Source organism: Luteococcus sp. Sow4_B9, assembly GCF_052116585.1.
In the GTDB taxonomy this organism is placed as follows: Bacteria; Actinomycetota; Actinomycetes; order Propionibacteriales; family Propionibacteriaceae; genus Luteococcus.
The window spans coordinates 93,306-108,057 of sequence record NZ_JBQKKT010000009.1 but is presented as its reverse complement, the minus strand read 5'-3'; the positions used below and the strand labels follow the sequence as shown (position 1 = coordinate 108,057).

Annotated in this window: 9 protein-coding genes; 4 read left to right on the top strand and 5 right to left on the bottom strand. The window is 67.4% G+C overall.

All coding sequences use genetic code 11. The features are described from left to right. Positions 1-101: 101 nt before the first annotated feature. The gene (dnaG, locus tag ACTQ49_RS07880; RefSeq protein WP_441827293.1) at positions 102-1,976 is read right to left on the bottom strand and encodes a DNA primase; all 1,875 of its coding nucleotides are present in this window, start codon (positions 1,974-1,976) and stop codon (positions 102-104) included. A gap of 66 nt (positions 1,977-2,042) precedes the next feature. Here dnaG and ACTQ49_RS07875 point away from each other — a divergent pair, with 66 nt between their 5' ends. Further along, positions 2,043-2,801: an ABC transporter permease gene (locus ACTQ49_RS07875; protein WP_441827292.1), complete on the top strand. Its 759-nt coding sequence runs from the start codon at positions 2,043-2,045 to the stop codon at positions 2,799-2,801. 42 nt (positions 2,802-2,843) lie between these two features. Here ACTQ49_RS07875 and ACTQ49_RS07870 read toward each other — a convergent pair whose 3' ends face one another. The 3 genes from ACTQ49_RS07870 to dusB all read right to left on the bottom strand — a co-directional run bounded on the left by ACTQ49_RS07870 (position 2,844) and on the right by dusB (position 5,774). Further along, positions 2,844-3,305, bottom strand: a complete 462-nt coding sequence (locus ACTQ49_RS07870; protein ID WP_441827291.1) for a hypothetical protein — start codon at positions 3,303-3,305, stop codon at positions 2,844-2,846. A gap of 119 nt (positions 3,306-3,424) precedes the next feature. Beyond that, entirely contained in the window at positions 3,425-4,492 is a 1,068-nt protein-coding gene (locus ACTQ49_RS07865; protein WP_441827317.1) for an HD domain-containing protein, read from the bottom strand. 109 nt (positions 4,493-4,601) lie between these two features. Further along, positions 4,602-5,774, bottom strand: a complete 1,173-nt coding sequence (gene dusB, locus ACTQ49_RS07860; protein WP_441827316.1) for a tRNA dihydrouridine synthase DusB — start codon at positions 5,772-5,774, stop codon at positions 4,602-4,604. 376 nt (positions 5,775-6,150) lie between these two features. Between dusB and ACTQ49_RS07855 the strand changes: the two genes are divergently transcribed. Then, positions 6,151-7,620 (top strand): DUF222 domain-containing protein, encoded by a 1,470-nt coding sequence (locus tag ACTQ49_RS07855; RefSeq protein WP_441827290.1) that lies wholly within the window; start codon positions 6,151-6,153, stop codon positions 7,618-7,620. A gap of 163 nt (positions 7,621-7,783) precedes the next feature. After that, positions 7,784-13,330: an ATP-binding protein gene (locus ACTQ49_RS07850; protein ID WP_441827289.1), complete on the top strand. Its 5,547-nt coding sequence runs from the start codon at positions 7,784-7,786 to the stop codon at positions 13,328-13,330. Between the two features lie 60 nt (positions 13,331-13,390). Here the strand turns inward: ACTQ49_RS07850 and ACTQ49_RS07845 are convergent, their stop codons facing one another. Next, positions 13,391-14,017: a hypothetical protein gene (locus ACTQ49_RS07845; RefSeq protein WP_441827288.1), complete on the bottom strand. Its 627-nt coding sequence runs from the start codon at positions 14,015-14,017 to the stop codon at positions 13,391-13,393. Positions 14,018-14,176: 159 nt separating this feature from the next. Between ACTQ49_RS07845 and ACTQ49_RS07840 the strand changes: the two genes are divergently transcribed. Beyond that, positions 14,177-14,740 (top strand): LURP-one-related/scramblase family protein, encoded by a 564-nt coding sequence (locus tag ACTQ49_RS07840; protein WP_441827287.1) that lies wholly within the window; start codon positions 14,177-14,179, stop codon positions 14,738-14,740. Positions 14,741-14,752: the final 12 nt, after the last annotated feature.

Sequence of the window (14,752 nt, the reverse complement as noted above, 5' to 3'; positions counted from 1 at the left end):
ACAATCTGTGGAGTCCGCACCCGGACAACACATGATTCCTCGCTGACCTTGCCACATGCGGGTCGGCCGCTACTCCCAGTGCCCGATTCCCCCAGGCCCGGCTATTCCAGGGCTCCGAGTGAGGCCTGCTGCAGCTGCTTGCGCCTGACCTCGAGCTCCAGCAGTGTCGAGAACAGCCGCTTGTGCTCCGCCTCATGTTCCAACGGGTTGGTTCGCTGCAGCCGGCTCTTGAGATCCTTGATCTCCCGCTCCACCCCCAACAGTTGCAGACGCGACGCGTAGGCCGTGGCATAGGCCTCGTCGGCAGTGCGCAGAACTGGCTCGACGAGCAGGGCGATCTCCAGTTGCTGCACCACCGGATCTGCCGTGGCCTGGCGCACCTGCTCAGCCCAGTGCTCCGGCACCCACGCAACCTGCTGGATCGCCTCGAAGACCCCTCGATAAGCGGGGTGGCTGAAGTCCTCGGGCCGGACATGGTTCCAGGCCGTGTCGAAGAGCGTCGGGTGCTGCAGCATCAACTTCAGGGTGCCGCGCTCCACCCCCAGGAGCCGATCCCGGGGATCTGGCCACGGAGTCGCCTGATCTGCGTGCCCCCGATCCTCCTGCACCGGTTCCGGAGCTGGTTCCTCACGGCGGCCGCGTTGTGGGTCGTGCTGCTGCCGACGCCTGGCGCGGGTCACCTCGGCGCGGACCTCGTCGATGTCCATCCCCAGCAGGGACGCCAGTTCGCGCAGGTATCCGTTGACCAAGGAGGTGTCACGAATCGAGGTGACCAGGGGTGCCGCGGCACGAAGGGCCTGCAACCGGCCGTCGACGCGGTCCAGGTCATAGGACTTGAGGGTGTTCTCCATCACGAATCGGTACAGCGGTACCCGTCGGCCAACCAGCTCACGCACCGCTGCCTCGCCGTGCTGCAGACGCAGGTCGCACGGGTCCAGGCCTGACGGTTCGATGGCGACATAGGTCTGTGCGATGAAGTTCTGGTCACCGCTGAAGACCTTGAGCGCGGCCTTCTGGCCGGCTGCATCGCCGTCGAAGGTGAAGACCACCTCGCCGGAGAAGGCACCCTGGTTGCCCATCAGTCGCTGCAGCAGACGGGCATGGTCATCGCCGAAGGCGGTGCCGCAGGAGGCAACGGCCGTGTCGACGCCAGACAGGTGCGCCGCCATCACGTCGGTGTAGCCCTCCACCACCACGGCCTGGGACTTCTTGCCGATGTTGCGACGCGCCAGGTCCAGCCCATACAGCACATGCGACTTCTTGTAGACCGGCGTCTCCGGGGTGTTCAGATATTTCGCGGGCATCCGGTCGTCGTCGAAGAGCTTGCGCGCGCCAAAACCCAGCACGGCCGAGCCGGAGTCGCGGATCGGCCAGAGCACCCTTCCCTGGAAGAAGTCGTGCCCGTGCTCGCGGATCAACCCGGCCTTGACCAGCTCGGCGTCCTTGAAGCCCATCCGGTTCAGGTGGTTCTTGAGTTCCCGCCCACCGCGCGGGGCATAACCGACCCCGAAGTGCTCCGCGGCAGCCCGGTCGAAACCGCGCCCGTCGAGCATCTGCCGCGCCGCCAGAGCAGCAGGTCCCATCAGTTGGCGACGGTAGAACTCCTCGGCGGCAGCATTCGCCTCGAGAATCCTCACGCGCAGGCCGGGTTCCTGGCGAGGACCACCGTCGTCGGTGATGCGCAGCTGGACGCCGGTCCGGTCAGCCAGCTGCTGCACGGCCTCGGTGAAGCTGAGGTTGGAGATCTTCTGGACGAAGGTGATCGCATCGCCGCCCTCGCCGCAGCCAAAGCAGTAGTAGAAGCCCCGGGCTGGCGTCACCTGGAAGCTGGGCGTCTTCTCGTCGTGGAAGGGGCACAGTCCCTTGAGCGATCCACCACCAGCCGGCTTCAGCGTGACGTGGGCGCTCACGACGTCGTCGATGCGCGCACGCTCACGGACGAGTGCAATGTCCTCGTCGTTGATCCGGCCAGCCATGGGAGGGAGTGTATCGCCGTCGCGCTGCCTGCCCGCCCGCCGGTGTGCGAGTCATAGACTTGCCCGGTGATCGTCGAACCCGGATGGCAACTGGTGCTGGCCCTGGTCCTGCTGGTGGCGCTGGCCGCAGCCACATCCTGGTGGGGCCGGGTTGGGCTGGCCCGGCAGAGCGTCGTGGCTGCCGTCCGCGCAGCACTGCAACTCGCCGCGGTCTCCCTGATCATCGTGGGTGCCCTGCGCAATGTCTGGCTCGCCCTGGCCTTCAGCCTGGTCATGCTCGCCGTCGCCGTGCGGACGACCGTGAAGCGCACTGGTGTGGGGTCGTCCTGGCCCTGGACCGCGCTGGCGATGGCCTGTGGTGTCGTACCCGTACTGCTGGTGATCTTCGGCGTGGGCGCATCGCCCTTCACCGGTGCCGCGCTGATCCCCTTGGCGGGCATCGTGATCGGCAACATGATGACGGCGCACACCCTGTTCGGGCGTCGGCAGTTCTCGGCTCTGCGCGAGAACATCCCCACCTATGAGGCAGCCCTCTCGTTGGGCTTTCAGCGGCACGAGGCCATCGAACTGGTCACCCGACGCACCGTCCCCGACGCGCTGGTGCCCAATCTGGACACGACCCGCACCGTGGGCCTGGTGACGCTGCCCGGCGCCTTCGTCGGCGTCCTGCTGGGCGGCGGATCCGCCTTGCAGGCCGGCGCGGCCCAGCTGCTGGTGCTGGTGGGCATCATGGCCGGCCAGAACCTCACCGTGGTGATGGCCAACCGGCTGATGCGTGCGGGGCGCCTGCTGCCCGACGATCTGCGCGAACGACTGCATCCCTGATCGGAGGGCAACCGATCACTTGGCGCGAACCGACTGAGAGGTTCAGTCTCCCGTGCGCGGGAGGTCTGCGGGGCGATGGTTCTTCGCTTCACCGACGGTGACATGCGTGCTCTTGGTCTCACCCGTGGGCTGGCCATTGCTCAGGCAGGCGACTTCCACGCGATAGCGCCCGGCCGGTAGTCCCGTGCCCAGGTTCGCCGTCTGTCGCAGACGCCCCGCGACATAGCTGGACTGCTGTTTGGCCACCTCGCGACCCGTCGAGTCCTCCACCCGGTAGCGCACCGAATCCAGACCGGACGTGTCACTGCACATCGACGTGCTGACCCTCAGACTGCCATTCAAGGTGCGCGCATTCTCCACCGAGATGACATCGGATCGGCTCCGCTCCCCTGCGGAGGCGCCGTGCACCAGACCGCGGGCGCCCTGCCACATGCCCACCAGGATGCAGATGATCAACACGATCACGATGGTCGGATCGGACTTCTTCTTCGGCGCGGCCGCCATGTCTGCACACCCCCTCGGTCCTGCCCGCGATCCCCCGATCGCAGCACGGCATCACGATAGGTCCTGTTCGGCGCGTCGCGCACCCATCACCTTGAGGGTTGCTTGATGGTTGCGACCCGTCAGGCTCCCCGGCCGATGCCTCGGGGCAGCCGGTCCTTGCTCCACCCCAAGAGGTTCTCTGCCTGTTCGAAGGCGAAGCGATCGGTCATGCCACCCACATAGGTGACGGCACCTCGAACGATGTCATCCCAGCGGTAGTCCGCGGGCATCAGCTCCGGACGTGCGACATAGCGTTCCACCAGTCCTCGAAGAACTTCCACCACGGCATGGGACTGGGCCACTGAGTCGGGCCGTGTGTAGATGCGTTCGTAGTTGAATCTGCGCAGCGCGGCCAGAGCCGAGGCGGTCTCAGCGTCCATCCCGACCTGGCCGGTGTGGTTGGTGGTCTGGATCACGGCTCGGATGAAGGTGCCCAGCTGGGCACGCCGCCCCACCCCTGCGATCGCCGCAACCTCCTCAGGTAGGTCGTCGAGGGTCACGATGCCAGCGTGGATCGCGTCCTCCAGATCATGGGCACAGTAGGCGATCCGATCGCTCCAGCTGACGATCTCGCCCTCGATCGTGCCCGGCGCCGGGCGACTCCACGAGTGGTTGCGGATCCCGTCGAGGGTCTGCAGACAGAGGTTCAGGTCGGTGAGCACGACGTTCGCACCCCACGGGCCGTGGTCATAACCCTCCAGGATGAAGGCGTCAAAGGCATCTTCGGAGGCATGCCCACCCGGACCATGACCGCAGTCGTGGCCCAGGGCGATGGCATCGGCCAGGGCGACATTGGCGCCAACTCCGCGGGCAATGGACGTGGCCACCTGTGCCACCTCGATCGCATGGGTCAGACGGGTGCGCTGGTGGTCGGTCGGGTAGACCACCACCTGCGTCTTTCCTGCCAGGCGACGAAAGGCGGGCGAGTGGACGATCCGGTCACGGTCGCGCTCGAAGCAGGTGCGTTCGCTGTCCGGTTCTTCCTCGACGGCGCGATCCCCTGCGCCTCGGGCCAAGGTGGCGCCTGGGCGGAGTGTGAGGGCCTCGCGTTCCTCACGCGCCTCGCGCCCGAGCACCGGACCGGTCTGCATCGTGGCGTGCGAGTCCCGGTGGGCCCGCACGACGTCCTCGTCGCCGTGTCCGTGCATGGTCTGCGCCCAGGCAACGGCTCGGGGCATCACCTCTGGCGCCGGGGCATCGGGCGCGTCCGACGCGTGCGGCGTCGTGCTGTTCGGGTCGTCACACTGGTTGCACATCTCAGCCTCCAGAACCTGCGGCGTCATCCTCGTCGAGTTCGAGGTCCAGTCCGCTCGTGTCGTCGTACCAGCCGTAGGGAAGGATCACCTTCGCGCGCGGGGTCCCCTGGCGGCCACGGGGCTTGCCCAGCTCCATCTCGGGGAAGGGGGCGTCGTGGTCGAGCTGCGCCAGCAGCCCGTCGAAGGTCTCGAAGTCGCTGATCATCGCCAGCTGGTGGCGGAGCTCACCACCCACCGGGAAGCCCTTGAAGTACCAGGCCATGTGCTTGCGCAGATCGGTGAGACCGTACTTCTCCCCCATGATCTCCGCGAGCAGTTCGCCGTGACGACGCACCATCGCCGCGACCTCACCCAGCGTCGGCCTGGTCTGCGTCTGGCGCCCGGCGAAGGCATCGGCCAGGTCGCGGAAGAGCCAGGGGCGGCCGAGGCAGCCCCGTCCGACCTCGACACCCGCAGCGCCGGTCTGCTCCATCATGCGCATGGCGTCGCTGGCCTCCCAGATGTCGCCATTGCCCAGCACCGGGATGTCGACGTGTTCCACCAGGCGTGCGATGGCATCCCAGTCGGCCTCCCCGGAATAGGCCTCGCCCACGGTGCGGGCATGCAGACAGATGGCGGCAGCCCCCTCCTCCTGCGCGATCCGCCCCGCATCCAGGTAGTACAGGTGGTCGTCGTCGATGCCCTTGCGGGTCTTCATGGTCACCGGGACGCCATAGCTGTCGGCGGCCTTGACCACGGCGCGCAGGATGGCGCGGAAACGGTCCTGCTTCCACGGCAGGGCGCCTCCGCCACCCTTGCGGGTCACCTTCGGCACAGGGCAGCCGAAGTTCAGGTCGACGTGGTCGACCCCGTACTGGTCACACAGGACGTGGGTGGCGCGGGCCACCATCTCCGGGTCGACGCCGTAGGTCTGGACGCTGCGGACCTTCTCGTTGGGCGCGAAGCCGAGCATCTTCTTGGTCTTGCGGTCCTGGATGACGATGCCGCGACTGGTGAGCATCTCGCACACGTAGAGCCCCGCGCCCTGTTCGGCGCACAGCTGACGGAAGGCGCGGTTGGTGATGCCGGCCATCGGGGCCAGCACCACGGGAGTCTCGACGACGACGGCATCGGTCTTGCTGGGTGCCGACAGGCGAAGGGGCGGATAGACGCTCACAGATTTCACTTCCAGGATCTCGCTCACCGGTGGGGCGCCACCGGCCGGACCAACTGTAGTTGCGGCCTGGGACAAAACCCTGATCGAAAATGGCGCGCTACATCGGGAGACTTCACCACGAGCGCGCCCACAGGCTGCACTGCCAACCGCACCGCCAAGCTCATCGGTCTCCTCCGCATTCACCAGCCAATGCCTTTCCCACCAATGCCGCTCCCCGCCGCGACCGTGCGATGCAGGCGATTTCCCACCTCAGCGGGCACTTGTCCAAGTCACCCACAGACACTATTATTAGAACAGGTGATCGAGTCGATTCTGGGGTCAGCACCCTGGCCAACAACGGCCAGCGGGGTGAGACCTCGCAATCGAGCAGATCGCAATTGAACAGGGGGTGGACATGACGGCACAGTGGGGCACGACGCCAACCACCGCAGAGGACACGCCGGTTGATGCCCTGTCCTGCCTCGAGGCCATGCGACAGGAGCGGGCCGCGCGCCTGGCCTCCGAGGCCAGGGAGCTGGCACTGGCCGCGCACTTCGCCGATCTGTACTCGTGGACCGACGACAGCACGCCCAGCCTGCCGGGACGGGAACGTCCTGTTCGCCTGGGTTCCGACGGAACGCCCGAGGTTGCCGAACACTGCGTACTGGAGTTGGCTGCTGCACTGCACATGCCCCCGTCTGAGGGGCAATGTCTGATCTCGAACGCCTTGGACCTGCGGCACCGAATGCCCTGTCTGTGGTCGCGCGTGATGTCGGGTGGACTGCCCGTCTGGCAGGCACGGCGGATCGCCACCTGGACCCAAGAGCTCGATCAGCAGCAGGCGGGCCTGGTCGATCGTGAGCTGCACGCACAGATCGATGGCATGGGCTTTTCCCGTATCCGCAGGTTGGTGGAAGGACTGGTCCTGGACCGCCTTGATCCCGAACTGAGCGATCGGCGGCGAGCAGCCGCCCGTGACGCCCGAGGTGTGTGGGTTGATGCTGCCGGCGAAGGCACTACCGCCCTCACTGCCGTGCTTGACGCACCCGACGCGATCGTCCTCGACGCCCAGGTGGACCGTTTGGCGCGCATCCTTGCCGACGGCGGTAGCCAGGAACCCGAGGCTGCCCGAAGGGCACGGGCCTTGGGCATCCTCGGCCGTCCGGCCCAGGCGCTGCAACTGATCCAGGCTTCCTTGCTGGACCAGTTGCCACCGACCGAGGACTTCGAGCAGATCTGTGATCGTCGGGGACAGGCTGGCCACGCCTGTGGAACCGTCACCGTGGACCCCGATGCTCTTCTCCCCCGGGCTCACGTTGCGGTGCATCTCACGGACCTCACCCTGGCCAACGGCGAAGGGCTGATGCGCTCCCGCGATCTTGGAGCCACGCTGGCCGAGTGGGCGCACGACCTGTTCGGGCACCACCGGGTAACGATCAGACCCGTCATCGACCAGAACCACCAGGTGGCCAGCGATGCCTACGAGTGCCCGCCGACCATGCGTGAGGCAGTGGAGCTCCGCAACGAGTTCGAGGCCTTCCCCTGGTCCCACCGAACCTCGGGCGGTCTTGATCTGGATCACACGGTCCCTTGGCTTGGCCCATCCGGGGATGCCGACGAGTCCCCGCCCGAACGATGGCGGCGAATCGGGGGCCCAACGCATCCGGACAACCTCGCACCCCTGAGCCGTTCGACGCACCGCGCCAAGACACATTCCGGATGGCGGGTTCAGCAACCCCTACCCGGCGTCCTCCTGTGGCAGTCACCACTCGGTTTCCGGTATCTCGTCACGCCCAGCCGCACGCTGGAGCTGGGCCGCCCCGACGCGCCGCAGTGCGCTGACCCAGTGTTCGGACCGACATCCGTCTGGACCGAAGCTGCATGAGTCGGCAATCTGACTGGGAGCAGGGCGAACCGAACCGCGCCGACCCGTCTTTGTAGGGATCCCACCAAGAATGACCCTGCGACTCTGCGGATTTCCATTCGTGGTTGGAGGCTCCCACAGGACTAGCGTCGCGGTGTTCGCACTTTCTGAGCCCGGAGGACGCATGCCCACCCCCACTCGCACGATCAGCCGCCTTGCCATCGTCAACCGGGGTGAGGCCGCCATGCGGCTGATCCACGCGGTACGCGAGCTCAACGCGGAGCACCCGGGGCAGCACCAGATCACGGTGATCGCGCTGCACACCACGGCCGAGTCCGATGCCATGTTCGTGCGCGAGGCAGACATCGCCCATGACCTGGGCCCTGCGAGCACGCGCCCGTACCTCAACCTCCAGCTCCTCGAAAGTGCTCTTCGGGAGACCCACGCGGACGCCGCTTGGGTTGGTTGGGGCTTCGTCGCCGAGGACCCCGCCTTCGCCGACCTGTGCGACCGGCTCGGCATCACCTTCGTGGGTCCGAGTGCGGACGCGATGCGCCAGTTGGGCGACAAGATCGGCTCCAAGCTCATCGCCCAGGAGGTGGGCGTGCCCGTCGCCCCGTGGAGCGATGGTGCCGTCGACAGCCTCGACGAGGCCCTCGCGATGGCCAACCGCATCGGCTACCCGCTGATGCTGAAGGCCACGGCGGGCGGTGGCGGCCGCGGAATCCAGAAGGTCACCTGCGATGCCGACCTGCGCGACGTCTTCGAGCGCACCCGGGGCGAGGCCGAACGAGCCTTCGGCTCCGGCGTTGTCTTCCTCGAGAGCTTGGTCACCGGTGCCCGACACGTCGAGGTGCAGGTGATCAGTGACGGCCGGACAGCCTGGGCCCTGGGCGTGCGCGACTGCACCGTGCAGCGCCGCAACCAGAAGGTCATCGAGGAGTCCACCTCTCCCCTGCTCAGCGCCGACAAGGTTGCCGAGGTGAAGGCCAGCGCCGAACGCCTTGCCGTCCGGGTCGGCTACCGGGGCGCGTGCACCGTGGAATTCCTCTACCAACCCGAGGAAGAGCTCTTCGCCTTCCTCGAGGTGAACACCCGTCTCCAAGTGGAGCACCCGATCACCGAGCTGACCACCCGCACCGACCTGGTGAAGCTGCAGCTCCACGTCGCCAGCGGAGGCACCCTCGACGGCGAGAAGCCTGTCGAGATCGGCCATGCCATCGAGGCCCGCCTCAATGCCGAGGACCCGGACCGCGACTTTGCACCAGCCCCGGGGCACATCCAGCACCTCGTGCTCCCCCAGGGCCCGGGGATCCGCGTGGACACGGGCGTCGAGGCAGGCGACACGATCCCGGCCGACTTCGACTCGATGATCGCCAAGGTCATCGCGCACGGGGCGACGCGGGACGAGGCGCTGGCCAGGCTCCGCCGTGCCATGGCCGACACCCACGTGGTGATCGACGGCGGCACCACCAACAAGTCCTTCGTGCTCGACCTGCTCGACCAGCCCGCCGTGGTCGACGGATCCGGACCCGACGGCTGGGCCGACACCGGCTGGATCGACCGCACTCGCGCCGCCGGTGGCCTGCAGCGCTCCACCCATTCCGGCGCGGCGCTCGTCATTGCGGGCATCGAGGCCTATCTGGCTGCGGAGGATGTGGAACGCGCACGCTTCCTGGACACCGCACGCCGTGGACGGCCGCTGGCGAACCACGAACTGGGCCGCCCCATCGACCTCAAGCTCCGCGGAACCACCCATCAGGTGCGCGTCCTGCGGGTGGGCCCGCATGACTTCGAGGTCCGGCTCGGCGCAGCGGACGAGTACAGCACCGTTCTGACAGGCTTCGTGCGTCTGGACGAGTTCACCGCCCGGTTGTCGATTGCCGACCGCACGCATCGGGTGCTGCTCGGCCATCCCGGCCCGGTCCAGACCATCGAGGTCGATGGCCAGGTGCACCGTGTGAGCCGCGACGAGGGCGGTGTGCTGCGTTCGCAGGCGCCCGCCCTGGTGGTGGCCACACCGGTGGCTGAGGGCGATGTCGTCGCGGCTGGCGATCGCGTGCTGGTGCTCGAGTCCATGAAGATGGAGACCATCATCGCCGCTCCGTTCGCCGCGCGCGTCAAGGAGGTCGCCGTCCGGGCCGGAAGTCAGGTGGAGACCGGCGCCCCCCTGGTCCGGCTGGAGCCGTTGGATGACGACCCCCTTGCCGAGCCAGGCACTCCAGAGGTGACGCTCGACCTGCCCGCGGCAGAGGAGCAGCCCGACACCCCGTCCCGAGCCCTCGTCAGCCTTCGTCAGGTCCTGCTGGGTTTCGACGTCGAGGACCCGGCGCTGCCCCTGCAGCGCTACCTGGCCCAGCGCCCCGACAGTTCCGGTGCGGTGACAGCCGAAGCGGAGTTGCTGCAGGTCTTCTCCGACGTCGTGGAACTGCACCGCAACCAACCCGACCGAACACACACCGACGATGCGCCTGGCCGTCCCGCCGACCGGGTGCACACCACTCGCGAGTTCTTCCAGCGCTATCTGCACAGCCTGGACGTGGAGCGTGAACACCTGCCCCAGGACTTCGCCGACCGGCTCACCACGGTGCTGGCCCACTATGGCGTCACGAGTCTGGAACCCACACCCGAGCTCGAGGAGGCCGTCTTCCGCCTCTTCCTGCTGCAACAGCGCTGGACGCCCGCGCTGCAGGTGGTCACCGGGCTGCTGCAACAGTGGGCCACCGACGAGCGTCCCCGCGAGGCCGGCACCCAGACCAGGACGGTCCTCGATCGCCTGGTGGTGGCCACCCAGCGCCGCTTCCCGCGCATCGGCGACCTGGCGCGCAACATCCGGTTCGCCTGGTTCGACCGGCCCGCTCTGGAGGCGCAGCGCAGCACCGCACTGTCCCAGGTTCCTGAGCTGCTCGGCCACCTCAGGTCGCTTCCCGACGGCGACACCCGTCAGGCCGTCGTCGAGGAGCTCGTCCAGGCCCCTGACCGTCTCGTTGGATTCATGTCGCCGATGGCCCTGATCGCCGAAACCGGGGAGGAACCGCTGCTCGGCATCCTGGCGCAGCGGCACTACCGCGGGCACGGGCTTCATGACGTGACCGAGACGGCCCGGGACGGCCGCCCGCTGGTCACCGCCGCGTACACGATCGACGACCAACCCACGTGGCTGGTGTCCACCGTCGCAAGCCTCGACGAGTTCACCTCCGGTTCCGCGCTGACGGCACTGCTCCAGCACCTCGTCGCCGAACGGCCTGCGGCCCATGACGCGGTGGTTGACCTGTACCTGCAGACCGAGACGGACCTACCCACCGAGGAGCTGGCCAGCGACATCATGGCCCGGGCCCGGGCCACCGGACTCATCACGGAGCTACGCCGCCTCGTGGTCTGCGTCCTGCCTACTGACGGCGAGGTGTCCTACTTCACCCTGCGTCCGACGGACGATGACCTCACCGAGGAACGCGTGCAGCGCGGCCAGCACCCCATGGTCGGCCGCCAACTCAACCTCAAGCGCCTGACGAACTTCGATCTGCAACGGCTGGAGGCACCCGGCAGCACCGTGCTGCTGCGAGCCACCGCGCACAGCAATCCGGATGACACGCGTCTGGTCGCGCTGTCCCAGGTACGGCGTCTGAGCGTGCTGCGTGATGACGCCGGACAGGTCACCGCCATGCCCCATCTGGAACGTGCCCTGGTGCAGGCAACCGAAGCCATCCGGCGTGCCCGCACCGGCGCGAGCAAGGGGCAGCTGGACAACAATCACGTGTGGATCCATGTCTGGGGTGACCATGACCTGGACCTGCGCAATCTCGGCCAGCTGGAACGGACCCTGGCACCGATCACCGCCGATGCGGGCATCACCGAGGTGTGCGTCCAGGGTCGCGTGACACGCACGCCCGGAGGCGAACCGGTTCCCACCGTGGTTCGATTCAGCCTGCAGCCAGGTTTTGGGGTCCGCTTCCAGATCCAGGACCCCACCACCGAGCCGCTCGCACCGATCAATGCCTATGACGAGAAGGTCTTGCGCGCCCGCCGTCGCGGCCTGGTCTACCCCTACGAGCTGTTCGGACTGGTGGCCAGTTCACGGGGAAGCGCCGTCGAGCTCGACCTGGACGAGTCGGGAGCGCTGGTGCCGGCCGATCGAGAGCCCGGCCTCAACACCGCCGGCATCATCGTCGCGGACGTCTCCACGCCCACGCCGATCCACCCGCAGGGTGTGCGCCGCATCGTCCTGTTCGGCGACCCACTGAAGTCGCTGGGCTCCATCGGCGGCGCGGAGGCCGAGCGGATCGTGGCCGCCATCGACCTGGCCGAGCGGGAGCAGCTCCCCGTCGACTGGTTCACCCTCAGCTCCGGCGCGCGCATCTCCATGGAGTCCGGCACCGAGAACATGGACGCCGTCGCCCACGCACTGCGCCGCATCGTGAACTTCACCCAGGACGGTGGCGAGATCAATGTCATCGTCGCCGGCATCAATGTGGGGGCCCAGCCCTATTGGAATGCCGAGGCCACCATGCTGATGCACACCAAGGGCATCTTGGTGATGACGCCCGACAGCGCCATGGTGCTCACCGGCAAGCAGTCGCTGGACTTCTCCGGAGGCGTCTCGGCCGAGGACAACTATGGCATCGGTGGCTACGACCGCATCATGGGCCCGAACGGCCAGGCACAGTACTGGGCCGACGACCTTGCCGGGGCCCAGCAGATCCTGATGCGTCACTACGAACACACCTATGTGGCGCCCGGCGAGAGCCGTCCGCGGGAGATCCCCACCACCGACGAAGACTCTCGCAACATGGGCCTCGCCCCGCATTCCTGCGAGGGCAGCGACTTCTCCACCGTCGCGGAGATCTTCAGCGCCGACCGGAATCCCGACCGCAAGAAGCCCTTCGACATTCGTACCGTGATGCGCGCGGTGGCCGACCTCGACCACGAGCCGCTCGAGCGTTGGGCGGGCATGGCCGATGCCGACACCTCGGTGGTCTTCGACACCACCATCGGTGGCATGCCGATCTGCCTGGTGGGCATCGAGTCGAAGCCGACGCCCCGTGCGGGCCTGCTTCCCGCCGACGGGCCGGACTCCTTCACCGCCGGAACCCTCTTCCCCCGGTCCTCCAAGAAGACAGCACGGGCCATCAATGCCGCCTCCGGCAATCGCCCGCTGGTGGTGCTGGCCAACCTGTCCGGCTTCGACGGGTCCCCCGAGAGCATGCGCAACCTCCAGTTGGAATATGGCGCCGAGATCGGCCGGGCCATGGTGAACTTCGACGGTCCCATCGTCTTCACAGTGATCAGCCGCTATCACGGCGGCGCCTTCGTCGTCTTCTCGAAGGCGCTGAACGACAAGATGACCGTGCTGGCGCTGGAGGGCTCCTACGCCTCGGTGATCGGTGGGGCCCCGGCGGCCGCCGTCGTCTTCAACCGTGAGGTCACCAAGCGAGTCGAGGCCGACCCACGTCTGGTGGAGGTGAAGGCGCGCATCGAGCAGGCCGACGAGGCAGCTCGGGTGCCGCTGCAGGCGGAGCTCGCGGAGCTGCGCGAAACCGTGCGTGCCGAGATGATCTCCACCGTCGCCGCCGAGTTCGACGGCGTGCACAATGTGCACCGCGCCGTCGAGGTCGGCTCCATCGACGAGGTGGTGAGCGTCGAGACCTTGCGGCCCCGCATCATCCAGATCCTCAGACAGGCCCAGTCCTCCACGGCCCAGTTCCCCAGGGCCCAGTCCCCCGCCGGGGACTGACCGAGCGCCGCAGTCGCGACCCGCCCCCAGTCGGGTCGCGACTGCGGCTGTGCGGTCCGCTCAGGCCGCGGTGCCCGGGTACGGCACGGGCGTAGTGCTTCCCTCGTCGGTGCACACCAGTCCGGTCACCGACGCGCTGGCGGGCACGCCCTTGGCCTCGATCTCGGAGCACGGGTCCACGGACTGGTATCCGTACTCCTTCCACTGACCGCTGGCCTCGTCCTGGAACCACAGCGCCTGGGCGTTGTCGCAGCCACCCACGGAGCCGGTGGCCAGACCGGTTTGCCAGAAGCGGTCCACCGTGACGCTCACCTGCTGCGTGCAGTCAGCGCCAAGCTCCTGCACGCGCTTCGACATGTACTCCTGGAACTCAGCCGTGGTGTCCGCCAGTTGGGTCGCTGCGTCCGACGGCTTGCCGATCGTCGCGTCGAGTGTCACGGGAGCGGCGCTGCTCGCTGCAGGAGCGGAAGACACTGGAGCCTGGGTCACAGGGGCCTGGGTTTCGGGGGCCTCGGTTTCGGGGGCCTGGGTCACGGGCGCCTGGGTCTCACGGGCTTGACTGACGCTCGCCTCCGTCTCGCTGGGTGTGGGAGAGGCAGCCGAGCTCCCACATCCCACCAGACCAGTCGTGGCGATGATGGCAAGTGCGGCAAGGACGGTGCTGCGCTGGTTGCGGATGCTGGTCATGGCGATCTCCTTCGGCGTCGGGCCGCGGCTGCTGCCCTCTTGACCTCAATACGGCCCAGACCTGTATTTGGTTGCACTTTCCTTGCTGTACAGCGATTCAAAGAATTCATCGCCTTCAGTGACCACCACCGGTGAGCTTGGTGCGTGGAACCATGGGGCATGGCGATCCTCGACAATGACGTACTGGTGATTGACCAGGTGACCAGCTGGCTGCGCAATGATTTCCAGTTGATGGACCCCCACGGCACACAGGTGGGACAGATCCTCACCGAACATGCCGGTCTGGCCCGCGCCTTCCTCGGGTCACGCAAACTCAGCATTGCCGAACCGAGCGGCGAGGTGGTGATGGTGGTGGACGACGTGCCCAACTTCGGGCGCGACACCTTCGACCTGCTCGACGCACAGGGCCAGCGTTTCGCGGAGGTGGTCAAGCAGTTCACCCTGTTCACCAAGCACCTGGTGGTCCACACAAGTCTCGGAGACCTGAGCCTGCAGGGCAGCTTCTGGGAACGCGAGTTCGAGGTGACTGGCGACGGAGGCGTCGCTGCCCAGGTCTCACGTAGCTATCCCGGCATCGGTGCGGCCTTCCTGGGCAAGGAACGCTATGTGCTCTCCTTCTCGCCCGACCTGCCCGTCGCGCTCCGTGCCGGAACGCTGGGGGCAGTGATCGCCCTCGATCTCATTCGCGAGAAGGAGCGCGCAGCCGCCAGCAGCAGTTCCTGAGACACCCTCGAC